At 44.2% G+C, this 16,626-nt stretch carries 12 protein-coding genes; 6 read left to right on the forward strand and 6 right to left on the reverse strand.

All coding sequences use genetic code 11. The features are described 5' to 3' along the window. Positions 1-430 precede the first annotated feature (430 nt). Positions 431-961 (forward strand): heme NO-binding domain-containing protein, encoded by a 531-nt coding sequence (locus tag MUY27_RS15155; protein WP_245131280.1) that lies wholly within the window; start codon positions 431-433, stop codon positions 959-961. Between the two features lies 1 nt (position 962). Next, positions 963-4,850 (forward strand): PAS domain S-box protein, encoded by a 3,888-nt coding sequence (locus tag MUY27_RS15160; protein ID WP_245131282.1) that lies wholly within the window; start codon positions 963-965, stop codon positions 4,848-4,850. Positions 4,851-4,915: 65 nt separating this feature from the next. Here the strand turns inward: MUY27_RS15160 and MUY27_RS15165 are convergent, their stop codons facing one another. The 5 genes from MUY27_RS15165 to MUY27_RS15185 are packed head-to-tail and all read right to left on the reverse strand — an operon-like array spanning position 4,916 to position 7,877. Further along, a complete protein-coding gene (locus tag MUY27_RS15165; protein WP_245131284.1) occupies positions 4,916-5,620 on the reverse strand; it encodes a VIT1/CCC1 transporter family protein in 705 nt (234 codons plus the stop codon). A 33-nt stretch (positions 5,621-5,653) separates the two neighbouring features. Beyond that, positions 5,654-6,199, reverse strand: coding sequence for a YceI family protein (locus MUY27_RS15170; RefSeq protein ID WP_245131286.1), 546 nt, complete (start codon positions 6,197-6,199; stop codon positions 5,654-5,656). A 4-nt stretch (positions 6,200-6,203) separates the two neighbouring features. Then, positions 6,204-7,082 carry a DUF5777 family beta-barrel protein gene (locus MUY27_RS15175; RefSeq protein ID WP_245131288.1) on the reverse strand — a complete coding sequence of 293 codons (879 nt, stop codon included), beginning with the start codon at positions 7,080-7,082 and terminating at the stop codon, positions 6,204-6,206. 13 nt (positions 7,083-7,095) lie between these two features. Further along, complete coding sequence (locus MUY27_RS15180; RefSeq protein WP_245131289.1) at positions 7,096-7,500, reverse strand: hypothetical protein; 405 nt, start codon at positions 7,498-7,500, stop codon at positions 7,096-7,098. Between the two features lie 2 nt (positions 7,501-7,502). Continuing rightward, the gene (locus MUY27_RS15185) at positions 7,503-7,877 is read right to left on the reverse strand and encodes a hypothetical protein (RefSeq protein ID WP_245131290.1); all 375 of its coding nucleotides are present in this window, start codon (positions 7,875-7,877) and stop codon (positions 7,503-7,505) included. Between the two features lie 143 nt (positions 7,878-8,020). Between MUY27_RS15185 and MUY27_RS15190 the strand changes: the two genes are divergently transcribed. Both MUY27_RS15190 and MUY27_RS15195 read left to right on the forward strand, forming a co-directional pair. Next, positions 8,021-8,692 (forward strand): response regulator transcription factor, encoded by a 672-nt coding sequence (locus MUY27_RS15190; protein WP_245131291.1) that lies wholly within the window; start codon positions 8,021-8,023, stop codon positions 8,690-8,692. Positions 8,693-8,694: 2 nt separating this feature from the next. Further along, entirely contained in the window at positions 8,695-9,948 is a 1,254-nt protein-coding gene (locus tag MUY27_RS15195) for a sensor histidine kinase (RefSeq protein WP_245131292.1), read from the forward strand. Here MUY27_RS15195 and MUY27_RS15200 read toward each other — a convergent pair. Beyond that, positions 9,945-10,586 (reverse strand): HAD family hydrolase, encoded by a 642-nt coding sequence (locus MUY27_RS15200; RefSeq protein WP_245131293.1) that lies wholly within the window; start codon positions 10,584-10,586, stop codon positions 9,945-9,947. The genes MUY27_RS15195 and MUY27_RS15200 overlap by 4 nt on opposite strands. A 162-nt stretch (positions 10,587-10,748) precedes the next feature. Here MUY27_RS15200 and MUY27_RS15205 point away from each other — a divergent pair, with 162 nt between their 5' ends. Together MUY27_RS15205 and MUY27_RS15210 are read left to right on the forward strand one after the other, a co-directional pair. Next, positions 10,749-12,671, forward strand: coding sequence for a 7TM diverse intracellular signaling domain-containing protein (locus MUY27_RS15205; protein WP_245131296.1), 1,923 nt, complete (start codon positions 10,749-10,751; stop codon positions 12,669-12,671). Positions 12,672-13,423: 752 nt separating this feature from the next. After that, positions 13,424-16,618 (forward strand): SusC/RagA family TonB-linked outer membrane protein, encoded by a 3,195-nt coding sequence (locus tag MUY27_RS15210; RefSeq protein WP_245131297.1) that lies wholly within the window; start codon positions 13,424-13,426, stop codon positions 16,616-16,618. Positions 16,619-16,626 lie beyond the last annotated feature (8 nt).

Here is a 16,626-nt window from a genome sequence, read left to right on the forward strand (position 1 = left end):
GAACGTAAACACTAAGTACGTCCTATTAGTTTAATTATGAACCCCTTTTACAGCTATATTATGCAGGATGATGGATGGAAAAGCACCATTTCAATTAGTGCTGTAATCTTGTGTTTGAATTTATTGCTTACCTTTTTTATAAGTATAAAGCTAATTATCAATCCAATATTTCTTTTACGCTTGAATAAGGTGAGAAATTATCCAATCAACCTAAAGCTAACAAGCAGAGGGCGTTTCTCTGGTTTAAACTCGTAGAAATTTTTATCCCCTATTAAAGATGTTGAAGCAATACGATTCTTATTTGTGGAAATTTTTTCCCGATTTTGGAAATTATCTGCGCCAAAAATGCCATGTTGCATCTCTGGGCAGCTTTTTCATATTAGGTACAATTTTTATTAACTGTTAGTAAAAGTAAATTATGTACGGAATCGTGAATAAAGCAATCGAAGACCTGGTAATAAGCAATTTTGGCCGGGAAAAATGGGAAGCGGTTAAAGAACGAAGCGGTGTAGAAGTAGACTTCTTTATCGGTAACCAACCCTATGCAGACGAGGTAACTTACAAACTGGCGCAGGCTGTTTCTGATGAAATGGAAATGCCGCAGGCAGAAGTGCTGCAAGCCTTTGGCGAGTGGTGGGTTCTAAAAACGGGAAAAGAAAAATACGGGGGCTTAATGCAGGCCGGCGGACAGAACTTGAAAGAGTTTTTAATTAACCTGCCCGAGTTTCACAACCGTATCATGCTGATCTATACACGGCTTACCCCGCCCGAGTTTCAAGTAACTGATATAGAGGAGAATAGCCTTCATCTGCATTATTTTTCGAAAAGACAGGGGTTGCAGGAATTTGTGCGCGGGCTGATCTCTGGCCTGGGGAAAATGTACGATTGCCCGGTTACTATTGAACTGATTGAAAGCAGATTAGCAGGCCATGATCATGAAGTATTTAAAGTAAACTGGTAGTATGATGCAAGCAGCAGTTGGCGTGGCATTTAGTAATGAGCAATTAAACAGGGTTTTCCCTTTTTATTTCATTATTGATCGCCAGCTGCAGGTTACCGGTTATGGGCAAAGCCTGAAGAAATTAGCCGGTAAAGAACTACATGGATGTTTCAATAGCAATTTTCTGGTTTATCGTCCTCATCTGGACGTAATAGATTTTGATGCAATACATTCCCTCAGTGATCGTCTTTCTATTATAAAACTGCTCGATAAACCCGATCAGTTTCTGCGGGGGCAGTTCGAATACCTGGAGGATAGGGATGCGCTTTTATTTATCGGATCGCCCTGGTTCAGGGATATGGAATCTGTAACAGCAAGCCATCTTACGCTGCGTGATTTTGCCCATCACGATCCATTGATAGACTTGCTGCATGTGTTAAAAGCAGAAGAGATTGTAAACGACGATCTGAAAGAATTGCTGCGAACCGTACACCAGCAAAAAAAGGACTTACGAAATGCTGCGGAAGAGATTAAAGACATTGCGTTATTTCCGCTGCAAAATCCAGACCCCATATTCCGCATCGACTTTACTGGCAAGGTGTTGATGAGTAATCCCATTGCAGATTCAATTTCCTATTTTGAGTATAAGGAAAAGCACTACAGTCCGCAAGAGTTCTGGCCATACCTGGTTAAACAGATTGATCTGGCGGTAGATAAATGGAGTTTCGAAATCGTTTTTGAGCAGCGTACGTTTTCGTTTATCTGCAAGTATCTGCAAGAGCAGAACTACATCAATATTTATGGCCGTGATATCACTATAGTAAAGGAGAAAGAAGAACGGCTGAAGTTGCTTTCGCGAATAGTAGAAGACAATAGTGCAGTTGTTATTATAACTGATGTGGAAGGCCGGATTACCTGGGTTAATAAGAGCTTTGTGGATAACCGGGGTTTCTCTCTTGAAGAGGCTATTGGTAAAAGACCGGGTGAATTGATGGGCGGCCCAGCAACCGAGGGCGAATCAGATCAATACTTAAGACAACAGGTACAAGAGGCTAAACCATTCAAGACAGAGATAATCGGTTATACCAAAACAGGTGAAGCAAGATGGTTCAGGATACAGGGGCAGCCGGTATTTAACAACAGGAATCAACTTATCGGTTTCTTTTCACTAGAACAGGACATTACCCAGGAGAAACTCGCTTCTGAAAAGATCAGGCAGTCAGAAGCGCTTTTCAGAACCGTGCTGGAACGCGTTGGCGATAACGTATGGGAGCATCACTTTAAGTTAGCCAAAACCACTTTTTCTAAGCCTTATTATGAGTTCCTTGGCTACCCCGATGGTTCGCTTGTGGATGAAGAAGGTATGCTTTGGTGGAAGAGCGTATCGGAGGAAGATCTGTATGTACTCAGGTCTGCTTATGAAGATTATCAGTCTGGCCTGATCGATACACACAGTTTAGAGTACCGGATCCGCAGGCAGGATGGTACCATCCGTTGGATACTGGATAGGGGCGTGGTGATTGAGAAGGATGAAACCGGTTCGCCTTTAAGAAGTATTGGTACCCATACAGACATCACCCGTATCAAGCAGACAGAAATTGAGCTGGAACAACGCGTAAAGCAATTCAGGTCGTTATCTGAAAGTATACCGGGCGTTATCTATGAATATGAGTTTCGCGCCGATGGTACAGACGGATTAAAATATGTGAGCCCGGTTATCGAAAAAATGTTCGGTATAAAGGCGGAAGAGTTCAAGAATTATATGAGCTTTTTACACCCCGACGACCGCGAACGGGTAATTGAGAAAAATCGCCGCTCGCGCGAAACCCTGGCACCGTTTTATGATGAATCAAGATTAGTGATACCGGGTACGGGCATAAGGTGGCATGCCGTTCATTCGTCCTATTCCTACACTTCACAAACGGGCAGTATCGTGTTCACCGGGTTTATCCTGGATATTACCGAACGCAAAATGGCTGAGGAGGTGCTAAAGGCTAATGAAGAAAAATACCGTACCATAATTGCCAATATGAACCTGGGCCTTCTGGAGGTTGATACCAAAGGTATTGTCACCTATGCCAATAAGGGTTTCAGCACTATCAGTGGCTACTCGCCCGAAGAATTGGTTGGTCGCGAGGCAGCGCCGCTCTTCTTGGAACAGGAGGGTGTGAACTTATTGAATAAAAAATTTGAACAGCGAAGACATGGTATTGCAGATGCTTACCTGGTGCAGGCTAAAAATAAGAATAAAGAAGAACGCTGGTGGCTGATCAGCGGTGCGCCGCGGTATAACGATAAGGGCGAACTGGTAGGGTCTGTAGGCATCCACCTCGATATCACAGAACAAAAACGGCAGGAAGCAGAATTGGTAGAGGCAAAGATCCAGGCAGAACAATTGGCCCGTACCAAAGAAATGTTCCTAGCGAACATGAGCCATGAGATCCGCACGCCTATGAACGCCGTGTTGGGTATGAGCAACCAACTGGCTAAAACAGAACTGGATACCAAACAACAGTTTTACCTGGATACCATCATTTCTGCCTCTGAAAACCTGCTGGTAATTATCAATGATATACTCGACCTTTCTAAGATTGATGCCGGGAAGCTAAGCCTGGAAACTATTGGTTTCGAACTCCAAAAGGTAGCGGACAGGGCGGTCCAAGTGCTTTCGCTCAAAGCCGAAGAGAAAGGGTTGAGGCTGGTTAACACCTTCTTTGATCAGCAGATTTCACCGGTGTTATTAGGTGATCCCTTCCGGCTCAACCAGATCTTATTAAACCTGATCGGAAATGCAATTAAGTTTACAGAAAAAGGAACCGTCAGCCTGAAATTCTTTTTAGAGAAAGATGAGGATACGCAGCAGACCATAAAAGTTTCCGTTGAAGATACCGGGGTGGGGATGGACGAAAACTATATCGAACACCTGTTTGATAAGTTTAGCCAGGAAAATGAATCTATTACACGCCAGTATGGAGGTACGGGTTTAGGTATGAGCATTTGCCGCGAACTGGTAGAACTGATGGGGGGAACTATCGGCGCGGTTAGTGCAAAAGGAAAAGGAACAATAATAGCTTTTACCATTACGCTTAAAAAAGGCCGGGTAATAGATTTGCCGGTACAGCAGACTACGATAATAGATAAGCGTTTCCTGCGTGGGAAAAAGATACTTGTAACTGATGATAATGAACTGAACCGCCTGGTGGCATCCATCATTATCAAAAGTTATGGTGGAGAAATAACAGAAGCTGCAGATGGCGAACAGGCGCTGGAGCTACTGGCAAAGGAAAAGTTTGATGTGGTATTAATGGATATCCAGATGCCGGGGATCAGCGGTTTGGAAGCTGCTAAACAAATCCGTTCAAAAGGGAATGATGTAGCCGTGATAGCCCTTACTGCAGGTGCAGTGAAAGGTGAAAGGGAAAAATGTATCGCCGCCGGTATGAATGATTATATCTCTAAGCCTTTCCGCGAGCACGATTTCCTGACGATTGTTAATAAATGGCTCCCAAAACAGGAAGCTCAGCCCGCTAAAATTGTGGAACCTGCGGTGCAGCCACTATACGATCTTTCAGAACTGGAAATGATCAGCAAGAATAATCCCGATTTTATAAAAAAGATGTGCGCCATTTTCTGCGAGCAAGTTCCTCCGGTGTTAGCACAGTTGAATAAAGCCTACCACACCGGCGACCTGAAAATGATAGGTGAAATAGCGCACAGGATGAAGCCAAGCCTTGCCAACCTGAAAATCCATTCTTTGAAAGAAGTGGTTGCCAGTATGGAAAAATTAGGCCGCGGCGAAATAAACACCAATAATATAGAGGCGTTTATAAATCAATTTACGGAAGTGCTGAATGCTGTTGTTGCAGACATGAAAAAGAAATTGGAAGGAGCCGCCGTCGATAAAACTTAGTCCGCGCCTGCACTACCTAAAATCTTATAGCCGGAAATAAGATGCACCCCAATATACTCACGCTTTTATTTACCGTCAATTAATTTAGCCATTGCGAATGCAGCCCCGGCGGCCAGCGCACCAATCACCAGAACTTTAAAAGCGCCGCTGATAGCGGGCTGCCCGGTTACCTTGCTTTTAAAGTAGCCGAATATGAAAAGGCAGATCATGGTGATTACGCAAGAGTAGTAGAGTGCACGGGTAGAATCTGCAACAAAGAAATAGGGGGACAATGGGATGATACCGCCAATGATGTACGAGATACCGATAGTGATGGCGCTTCGCGTTGCGCGACCGGCGGCCGGTTTTTCCAACCCCAGTTCGTAACGCATCATAAAATCAACCCATTTGTCTTTGTCTTTAGCAAGTTCTTCGGCAATCTCGTCCTGTAATTTTTTAGATAATCCAAATTCAGCAAATACCTCTTTTACTTCCTCTTTCTCACGTTCAGGAACGCGTTCTACCTCTTCATATTCACGGCGCAGTTCAGAAGTGTAATGGTCAGCCTCAGTACGCCCTGCTAAAAAACCGCCTAAACCCATTGCTATGGATCCGGCCACTATTTCGGCAATGCCAGCGGTAACCACAATGCCAGACGAGTTTACCGCCCCGCTTAGTCCGGCAGCTAAGGCAAAGGGCACGGTCAGGCCATCAGACATGCCGATTACAATATCGCGGATCATGTCAGAACTTTCCAGATGCTGTTCCTGGTGTGGTGCGTGGATATCCATAGTTTTAGCTTAACGTTTTTATTTTAAGCTAATTTACTTTTTTACCGGCTTATAATCTGCATTCATTGTCACCCGGATGTTTTCCGCTATTTTCTCAAACACCAGCTTTGGCACTTCGATATTAAAATCTGCCGTGTGCGCGATAAATTCCGCATCGAGATGGATAGTTTCATTCTTTACCGTCAGTGTTCCGTTAATCGTCGTGTTCCGTTCTGTACCGTGAATGGTTATCTTGCCGGTAGCCGAAACTTTATAAACGCCGTCTTTAGCATAATCTATCTTTTGGTTCAGCTTTCCGCGGAACGTATCGTACGGATACTTACTGCTTTCCATGTAATTTTCGTTGAAATGCTCCTGCATAAGGGCATTCTTGAAGGTAAAGCCGGTATTCTTCATACGCACCAAAATAGAATCTGTTGCGGTATTAATTAGCGTAGACACGTTGTTATTAGTAGCTACAATATTTTCAAGCGGCGTTTCAGAGAAAAACTGCACTTTACCGTTGGCTGTCATGTAAACCTGTGCGTGTGCCCCGGCGGCAAACAGTAGGGTAGTGATGATAAAAAGAAATTTCTTCATTACGTTAAAAGTTAAAAGCTCTCGAAATGTTAAATCCTAAACGGATACCGCCGTTACGCCACGTGCTGGTGGTATGGGTAAGGTATTGCGAATCTGCAATGCCGTTTGAATTGGTCAGGAACATTTGAAAAACGTGCCCGCCGGTCTCAATTTCCCAACCGATCCCCAGGCTGTTGTGATAATCTTTAGAGGCTGTGTATGACATGTACCGCAAACCGTATTCGGCAGTAACAGCCATACGCTTGCTAAACTTGTACCTGCCCGCAAAACCCATTACCAAAGCATTGTTTTTATCGGTAATGTTTTGCACCAGGTTATAGTGGATGTAAGTAGGGCTTAACTGCAGCGAGAAATTATCTGAAAACTTACGTGCAATGATAGGCTGGAAGGAATAAGCCATGCGGTCGCCAAAATAATGGTACATGTTGTAGCCATTAGCTGCCGCATTTGGGTCAGACTGGGTGGTACAATAAGCAGCCCCAAAAAGGGTGACGCTAACCGGCATACCGCCGTGCAGGCCCTGGCGTAGTAATTTATATTTTAAGGAACCATCAACCAATTTTTCGAAGCTGGTACGGCCGATACCAACCTCCAGTCGATCGTTGATACTATAACCCAGGCCAAACCGGATACTGGCGCCATTATCAAGCCCGAAGAAAGAGTTAACGCCGCCGTTAATGTCGCCAAAACGGTGCTGGATCATAAATTCCAACACATGCTTTCCGGGTATCTCCACGCTTTGGAAATTGATGATTTGGGTACCTTTGAAAGTAGCGCTTACATATTCTTTAGCCGTATCAGTTTTGTTCAGCAGGGCCATATCGTCCTGGGCGGCTGCCAGTAAAGGCAGGAATAGTGTTATCAGGAAATAAAATCGTTTCATGTCGGGGTTTAGTTTAATTGTTTAAAGAGCCTGCGTTTACCCACTTCTGTATTTTGGTAATGTTACAGTCGCTCATCTTAGGGGCATTTTGCGGCATGTGCGATGCGGAGCCGGTCCAGGTGATCGAGCTTATCAATTTTCCGCTCAGGGCTACAGAGCGCACACCACTATAAGTAGACAGGTTGTACCCGCTGCTATTGTTACTGCCATGGCAAGAGTTATTGATGCCGCAATTGGTTTGCAGTACAGGTAATACATGGTTAGTATAGCTCATAACACCCGCGGTATCGCAAGTACCGGCTCCGGTACCACCTTTTACACCTGATGCAGGCACCATTTCAGAAAGGTTATCATTATAGCACGATGCCATCAGCAGCACCGCTGCACCGATAAAAAAGAATAAGAGTAATTTTTTCATGATCAGTTATTTTTAGCGCCTTGCAGAATCCATAAATAGATGGTTTTAATTTGTGTGTCCGTCAACCTGGGGTTGGGTGGTTGTGGCATGGTGCCCAGCGTGTTGGCCGTAATTGCACTGTAGATGCTGCTGCTATGCGGCTCACCGGCTTTAACATGGCCTAACACATCCTGATAGGTCAGCAGTTTAAATTCGTGCCCCTCGCTGCCATGGCAGCCAGACTGCGTGCAATTGCTGATCATGATCGGCTGCACATCATTTTTAAAACTGATGGTCGGGGCATCGCTCAATGGCGTAATAGGGTCGTGTCGGCAGGCTGTAACGCATAAAACGATCATAAAGCCGGCAAGCACTAACAAGGGTTTGAAGTATTTCATAGTCCGTCACTTAGTTGTGACAAATGACGACGAACATTCTAAAGCAATGTTGAAGTTGTATGGCGTTTTAACCTTTTTTAACAGTTGCAGCGCTACTTCAGCTTTGCTTCAATTTCCATGTTGTACATTTAACCTAAAAAAGCGTGAAACTATTGATCATTGAAGACGAGCGGGCACTGAGGGAAAGTATCGCCGGATATTTCCAGGAGGAGGGTGTGATATGCGAAACAAGCGCCGATTATGCCTCTGCCACCGAAAAAATAGCTTTGTACGATTATGATTGTATCCTTTTGGATATCGGCCTGCCGGATGGCAATGGTTTAACGTTGTTACAGGAGCTGAAAGCAGCCGGTAAAGAAGAGGGCGTGATCATTATTTCTGCGCGCAATTCACTTGACGACCGTATAACGGGTTTGAACCTTGGCGCGGACGATTATATTGTGAAACCCTTTCACCTGGCTGAGTTAAAAGCACGTGTGATGGCGCTTTTCCGTCGCAGGTCTTTCCGCGGAAATAATCAGTTGCAGTACGACTGTATTAACATTGATCTGCCGACAATGGAGGTAAAGGTAGATGGTAACTTGGTGACGCTTACCAAAAAAGAATACGATATTTTGCTTTACTTCATTGCCAATAAAGGGAAAGTGATCTCTAAAAACGCATTGGCAGAACATCTATGGAAGGATGAGATAGACCTGGCTGATAGTTTTGATTTCATATACACCCATATTAAAAACCTGCGAAAGAAACTGGCCGACAATTCAGGAAAGGATTTCTTCAAGTCTGTTTATGGCATAGGGTATAAATTTTCCTGACTATGAAATTAACGCAACTCTACAACCGGGCCAGTATCATTATTACCCTCAGTATTCTGCTGGTTGCTGGCATTGTTTATTATATTGCTATCGGTTATATCTCTAATAAACAGTTAGATAAAGACCTAACCGAAGAAATGGAGGAGCTTAGCGCCTACATCAATCACAAACAACAGCTGCCCAAACCTATTGACTTTGACGAAGACCAGGCGAGTTTTACCTCCATCGGTCAGCAGAAGATCAAAAGAAGATTTGTGGATACCCCCTTTATTGAGCCGGGCACCAGTAAGGCTGAGGCGGGCAGGGCAGTGGTAGATATGGTTAGCCTGCGTGGTGTTAATTATAAGGTGGTTATTGCAGAATCTAAAGAGACGACAGAAAACCTGGTACAGCTGATCAGTATTATTACCGCTGTACTTGGGGTATTATTAATTGTTGCTTTAATCATCACCAACCGCTTTTTGCTGGCCGGGTTGTGGCGGCCGTTTTACCTTTTGCTGGGGCAGATAAGGGCATTCCAGGTTGCCGGGAATAATACGATAGACACCGTAGGCAATATTAGGGCGGATGAATTTAAAGAACTGGAAACCGCGATACGAACGATGGCGAACAAAGCCGCAGACGATTACCAGAGCCTGAAAATGTTTACCGAAAATGCTTCGCATGAAATGATGACGCCTATCGCCGTGATCACCTCTAAATTGGATAACCTGATCCAGGACGAAAGTTTAAACGAAGCGCAGTTTGAACAATTACAGGATCTGTATACGGCTACCGGTAAAATAACGAAGCTTAATCAGGCTTTGTTGTTGTTGGTGAAGATCGATAATCACCTGATCAGCGACGTTGCGGAAATTGAGCTGAAAACAACGATTAAGCAAAAATGCCGGCAGTTCGCAGAAATTATCCAGGCAAAAGGGATTCAACTGCATGCAGAACTGCAGGAGAAAAAATTCAAATTCAGCCCGTATCTGCTGGAAATATTACTGGACAATTTGTTCAGCAATGCGGTAAGGCACAACTTACCCGGCGGCGAAATACAGGTTTTACTTACCGAAACCAACCTTGTTTTTTCTAACACCGGCAAACCAGAACCGCTCGACAGCGAGAAGGTTTTCGAACGTTTTCAAAAGGGCAAGGCATCTGAAGGTACAGGGCTGGGGCTTACTATCGCCAGAAATATCTGCAATAATTACGGCCTGCAGCTACATTACCACTATGCAGCCCCGTTTCATCAGTTTATAATCACCTTTTAAATCTGGTCTATGCGCACCCATTGCATGCCTGCTGCTTCGGCCGCCTGTACGCCGGGGTTGCCGTCTTCAAATACCAGGCAGCGTTTTGGGTCTACACCTAATTTTTCTGCCGCTGCCAGAAAAGGGTCGGGGAAGGGTTTTCCGCGTGGTGTTTCACCTGCACATACCAGTGTTTCGGGAATATCGGCAATGCCTAAAACTTCTAATGTTTTTTGTACTGATTTGCGCACCCCACCGGATACGACTGCAATTTTTATTTTGCCTGCATGCGCTTTCAGGTGATTAACCACGTAATCAATTGGCGCAATATGTTCTATAAATTCTTGGTAAAAAACTTCTTCCTTTTCATCGGCAAAAGTTACAGGGTCAAAAGTGGTATTGTACCGCTTGTTGATCTCTTCTATCACATTGATAACCGGCAGACCGGCAAGTTCATTAATGATCTCACCGCTTAATAATAAACCACCTTTAGCAGCTACACGGATGTATGATTCGGTATGGCTGGGCATGGTATCAGCCAGGGTGCCATCGCAATCGTATAAAAAAGCGTCGAAATCGCCTTGCGTAAGCAGGGTAAGCTTTTGATATTTTTCGTCTAAAGATCCTGTCAAATTATCGTGGGTTGTTTGCTTTTCCATTTCGTGCAAATATGGGCAAGATTATCTTTAATCTGTAAGTTTCTGGCACTAATGATTCTTCACGAGGGCATATTTTTTATATTTGTAATGGACTAGCGGCGGCAGGCGTTGTTGAAAGCCATTCACCATTAAATAAACCCTTTTTTATTGATACTTCTTTACTTGAAAAAGCATACCTGGCTGTTTTTACTTGCGCTGCTTTGCCTGGCAAACAATGTTATTGCCCAGCAAACGGTGTTGCTTGACAGCAGTACCGCAGAACATATTTTTAAACGCACCGAAATCTCGTGCCTTGAAGATAAGGCTGGGAAGCTGTCTTTTAACGATGTCACTTCAAAAACCGGGGAACGCTTATTTCAGACAAATAAGGGCTACTTCCCTAAAAATTTCAACCATGCGTCTGTTTACTGGTACCGGGTGAAGGTGAAATACCCGGATAGCCTTCCGGATAAGCATGCAGTTATCGAATTTTTTGATCAAACAACAGATGAGATCACGGCATACCTGCCTGATGCTAAAGGAGGCTACACTTCTTCTTCGTCCGGGGCAGCGCGTAGCTTCACCGGCCGCCTGTTTCAGCATAAAAACTTCGAGTTTTTAATTGATCAGCGTGGTAAAGGCGAACATGTTTATTATTTCAGAGTGAGGTCTAAAGAGTTGGTGAACGTAATTATCGTCTATCGTACGGTGACGTATTTCGTTCATTATGCCTTGGTAGAATATCTTACTTATGGGTTGTTCTATGGCATGATCCTGATCTTTTGCTTCCATAATCTGCTGATGTTCATGGCAGTCAGGTCGCGGCAGTATCTTTACTACGTGCTCTATATTTTAAGCGTCGGGATTTATGAAATGAGCACCGACGGTATTGCATTTCAGTTTTTATGGCCGCACTCACCTCTGTGGAACGAGTATGCTTACGGCATCGCACTATATAGCGTCAGTATTTTCGCTTTAGCTTTTACAAAGGCATTGTTACAGGTGAAGCAACGTAACCGGAGCTTGTACCGGCTGATAAACATCACGTTGATGGTCAGAACAGCTTATTTCCTTTTCTGCCTCTTTATTCAGAAAAGCTTCTTCGCTTATCGCTTTATAGAAATATTGCCGCTTGCAGTAGCTTTTGCAACAGGGATTGTGATCTGGAAGCAGGGCTTTAAACCTGCTCGCTTCTTTGTGTTGGCCTACTCGTTTTTATTTGTAAGCTTCGTAATCAAAGGGGTTTATGTGTTGGGCTTAGCACGGTATATACCCGGCGTAATCGGCCATTACAGTATGACAATTGGTTTTGTATGCGAAATGGTGCTGTTATCTTTTTCCATTGGCGACCAGGTAAGGGTGTTCAGGAAAGAGAAAGACCTGGCGCAGGAGGAAACCATTAGGCAGATGAAAATTAACGCCGACCTGAAAGATTCCATCAACCGCGAGCTGGAGATACAGGTAAGGCAACGGACAAGCGAGGTGGTGCAAAAGTCTGAAGAGATCAGGCAGCAGGCAGAGATCATCGAAAGCCAGAACCGCGACTTGATGGAGATCAATAAACAGCTGGAACTACAGGCCGAAGAGATTTCGCGGATGAATGTACTGCTTGAAAAAGACAACGTTGAATTAAAGACCAATATAGAGAGGGTTACCGATGCGCGCATTGAATCTACCGAGTTAACCTTTGAAGAATTCAGCCAGAAATACCCCGATCGAGAACACTGCAACAAATTCCTTGCTGACTTAAAATGGGCGGCCGGTTATCAATGTATTAAATGTGGTAATGGTAATTACGGCCCGGGGCGTGCGCCTTTTAGCAGGCGCTGCTCTAAATGTGCTTATGAAGAGTCTGTAATGCACAACACGATTTTTGAAAACAACCGTATCCCTATCAATAAGGCCTTCTATATTGTATACCTGATGTATACCACCAAAGGGAACATTTCATCTTACCAGCTTGCCGAGAAATTAGACATCAGGCAAAGTACCTGCTGGGCTTACGCTATCCGTGTTAAAGCGGTGATGGATGAACGTAAAAACGCACTTCGTAAAAATAAAAAGGCAGGTTGGAGCAGCCTTGTCTTGAAAGCCTTACAAGCCTGATCATATATTCTTCAACTAGAGGCGTACCGAGTTTCTCAGCTCGCGCAGAAACTGGTAATCCACTATTGTATTCTAAGCGCTTAGAACGCCTCAGCCTTCTGTTTCTACCGATTTTTCATTCCGGTCTTCTAAAAATGGTGTGAACTGTACACTATTAAATGTTAAAAAATAGCCATAAATGTCCTTTACTGCCATAAAATGATAGCTTGTTGAAAATTATTTTAATTTTTTTTCACTTTTTTTCATTGCTCATCAAGCGTATTGCCTGCCGTTTTCCGCTCCCCCTCATTTGTTATTTTACCTCTGATAATTACGGTTTTTCATTTTGCTTTTCTTGCGCATTAAGCGTATTAAAAAGTTTTTAATTAATTAATTATCAGTGTTTTATGTGTTTTTGGCTATTGTTTATCCGGTATATTCTAACATAACTTTACACCACCAATTAGATCAGAACCGATTATAAACTAAAGCCAATTAAATGAGATGGAAGACATGCCGGTGAAAGCTGAATGGCCTGTAATACTTAAAAGCTAATCAATCAATCAAACCAATATTCTTAAACTAATAAACGTAGACCGCATGGGAGAAATGTTACTTAAATGATCTTCAAGGGTGCTTTCCGCACCGACCTAAAAAGGCGTTTGCACTTCTGATGCGTCGCCCCAAAACTTCGGTTAAAATGAGCTTCCAGTAGGGTAAGCGATTGGCAGGAGTTTTAAAAACTAATAGAAATTTTAAACCAATTATGATTTATGAAAAAAAGAATTACGCTTCTTATTACCCTTTTCATTGCTTTTTTTTCGGTAGCCTTTGCGCAGAATATTACCGTTAAAGGAACCGTGAAAGATGATAAGGGTTTAACACTGCCCGGCGCCACGGTTAAGGTGAAGGGAACATCTACTGCTGTTGCCACAAACATTAACGGACAGTTTACCATCAGTGCGCCTTCAAACGGTACGCTGGTTTTTTCGAGCATCAGCTATGTAACGCAAGAGCAGCCAATCAATGGTCGTACCACCATTAATATTACACTGGCAAGCGATCAGAAAACACTGAGCGAAGTAGTGGTAATCGGTTACGGTACCCGTGCTGTTAAAGATGTAACCGGCGCTATTGCAAGTGTTAAAGCAGAAAAGCTGGAAAACGAAAACCCTACAAGTGTAACGGACATTATCCGTGGTAACGTACCTGGTATTTCTGTCGCTATGAATACATCTGCTAAAGGTGGCGGTGCAGGCGATCTTCAGATCCGTGGTAAAGCTTCGCTTTCTGGCAACAGTAACCCACTGATTGTGTTAGACGGGGTGATTTATTTCGGTCAGTTAGCCGACATTAATCCTGATGATATCGAGCGTGTAGACGTGTTAAAGGATCCAAGTGCTTTAGCGGTCTACGGTGCGCAGGCAGCGGGCGGTGTTGTTGCAATCACTACAAAAAAAGGCCGTGCAGGTAAACCAACAATCAGCATCACTGCCAATGGTGGTATTGCTCAATTGGCCAAAAATCAGAAAGTATATCAGGGTGAAGACTTCTTAAACTGGCGCGCAGACGTGGCCAGAAGTACCAATACCAACAACCCGTATTACTATTACAGCAACCCCAATAATCTGCCTTCAGGTGTCACTTTAACCCAATTCATGAATGGCGCCACTGGCGATCCTACTACGGTATGGTTACAACGTTTGGGCCTGTTTGCTAATGAAATTTCAAACTATCAGAATGGTAAAACTATTGACTGGGGTAAAGAAGTTTTCAGAAACGGTATCCGCCAGGATTACACCGCCAGCCTGCAGGGCAGGAGCGATGCGGTAAGCTACTACATGTCTGGTAACTACACCAATAACCAGAACCTGATCAAAGGCGGACACTATACAGATGGCCGTGTACGTGTTAACCTGGAAGGGAAAGCTACCAAGTTTTTAACCATTGGTATCAACTCTCAGTTCGCCAGCCGCGACGAAGGTGCTGCAAGTGATGCATTAAGCGGGCAGGGTATAGATCGTACAGAAGCAGATTGGACACAGGTTGTAGCAGGCTCTCCTTACGGTGATTTTTACAATGCCGATGGTACTATTCGCCGTATCGATACAGACGATAGCGGTTTGAACTTCCGTAACCCGTTCCTGGGTAATGCTTACAACAGCAACGTTGCGGTTCAAAATGTGCTGTTTGCTAACATGTTTGCACGTGTCGAACTGCCCTTTGGATTTAAATATAGTTTAAACTACTCTCCGCAAATCGAAGCTTATCGCAACTTCTTCTTCCGCCCGGTAGCAAACCCTAATGAGTTGGCCGGTGGTACAGGCATCCGTACCATGGAAAACCGTTACCGGTTTAACCTGGATAACGTGATCAACTGGAATAAAACCTTCGGCATCCACAACTTCGATGCAACTTTCCTTTTAAACAAAGAGCAGTATCATAGCTGGTACACCCGGACAGATAACAGCCAGTTCAGCCCGAGCGATATCTTAGGCTACCATAACATTGGTGCAGGTACCTTACCTGTTGAAAGCAGCGATGACCGCGTGTACAATGCAGATGCGTTAATGGCGCGTTTAAATTATAACCTTTTGGGCCGTTATATCTTAACCGGAACTATCCGCCGCGACGGTTTCTCTCCATTCGGTCTTACCCAGCCGCGTCAAACCTATACATCAGGTGCATTAGCGTGGGTATTTACAGATGAAAAGTTCATGAAAGGTGACGGATTTAAATGGTTGAACTATGGTAAATTACGTGTCAGCTACGGTTCTAATGGTAACCGCCTGTCTACCGGTACAGCAGACCCAAGCTTGGCACTCGCATTGCTGAATCTTTCCCGTTACCCAACAGCAACCGCTGCAGGTGTAGTTACTAATAACACAGGCATCTATGCCACTTCTTTACAGAACCCTAACCTTACCTGGGAGAAAACTACAGGTACCAACTTCGGTTTGGATTTCACCATGTTTAACAACCGTTTAAACGGTTCGGTAGATGTGTACCCAACCCGTAAAACTACCAACCTGATTGTTAGACGCGCATTACTTTGGGTACAGGGCCTAAACACTGGTAACAACATTCAGATCGGTGGCAGCTCTAACAACTCAAACTTGTACAGTAACATCGGCGAGGTGACCAACAAAGGTTTCGAGGTGGCTTTAGACGGAAAGATCATTCAAAGCAAAAACTTCAACTGGAGCGCTGCCGGAACATTTTCTTTAAACCGCAACAAAATTGTTCACTTGTACGGCGAGTACCAGGTTAAAGATGCCAACGGCAATATGGTAACCCGCGAGAATGACGATATCGGTAACGGTTGGTTCATTGGGCACGACGTAAACGCCGTTTGGGATTACAAGATCCTAGGTGTTTGGCAACAAAGCGATGCGGCAGAAATTGCACGTATCAACGCTAAAACGAACGTAGGCATCCGTCCGGGCGATTTCAAATTGCAGGATGTGAATGGCGATGACCGTTGGGATAACGCCGATAAGCAATTCCTGGGTTCTGAAAGTCCGAAATTCAACTGGTCCTTACGCAACGATTTTAACTTCCTGAGAAACTTCAATGCCAGCTTCCTTTTGGTATCCAGCATTGGTCAGTTACGTCAGTACAACCAGGCGTTGAACAATCCTGGCAGCGTAGGTTATCTGCGGATGAACTCTTACGTGCAGCCTTACTGGACACCGGATAACCCCATCAATGATTACGCCCGTTTGGTATCAGGCCAGTCTGGTACCACTATCAACGTGTGGCGTAAATCTTCCTTTGTTCGCCTGCAAACCGTATCGCTTGGGTATAATATCCCTAAAGATATTGTGAAGCATTTCGGTATGTCAAACGCTAAAATTTATGTGAATGCCACTAACCCTTATGTGTTTACGGGCTGGAATTACTGGGATCCGCAGAATAACGGCCCGACACCAAGATTCTGGCAGGCAGGTTTCAGTGCAACATTTTAACCGGATTT

It is taken from the genome of Mucilaginibacter straminoryzae, from assembly GCF_022953055.1.
GTDB lineage: Bacteria > Bacteroidota > Bacteroidia > Sphingobacteriales > Sphingobacteriaceae > Mucilaginibacter > Mucilaginibacter straminoryzae.

Bases quoted from the DNA above. Each gene is read 5' to 3' on its own strand.
- MUY27_RS15160 (WP_245131282.1), top strand. From the start codon at position 963: ATGATGCAAGCAGCAGTTGGCGTGGCATTTAGTAATGAGCAATTAAAC.
- MUY27_RS15165 (WP_245131284.1), bottom strand. From the start codon at position 5,620: ATGGATATCCACGCACCACACCAGGAACAGCATCTGGAAAGTTCTGAC.
- MUY27_RS15170 (WP_245131286.1), bottom strand. From the start codon at position 6,199: ATGAAGAAATTTCTTTTTATCATCACTACCCTACTGTTTGCCGCCGGG.
- MUY27_RS15175 (WP_245131288.1), bottom strand. From the start codon at position 7,082: ATGAAACGATTTTATTTCCTGATAACACTATTCCTGCCTTTACTGGCA.
- MUY27_RS15180 (WP_245131289.1), bottom strand. From the start codon at position 7,500: ATGAAAAAATTACTCTTATTCTTTTTTATCGGTGCAGCGGTGCTGCTG.
- MUY27_RS15185 (WP_245131290.1), bottom strand. From the start codon at position 7,877: ATGAAATACTTCAAACCCTTGTTAGTGCTTGCCGGCTTTATGATCGTT.
- MUY27_RS15195 (WP_245131292.1), top strand. From the start codon at position 8,695: ATGAAATTAACGCAACTCTACAACCGGGCCAGTATCATTATTACCCTC.
- MUY27_RS15200 (WP_245131293.1), bottom strand. From the start codon at position 10,586: ATGGAAAAGCAAACAACCCACGATAATTTGACAGGATCTTTAGACGAA.
- MUY27_RS15210 (WP_245131297.1), top strand. From the start codon at position 13,424: ATGAAAAAAAGAATTACGCTTCTTATTACCCTTTTCATTGCTTTTTTT.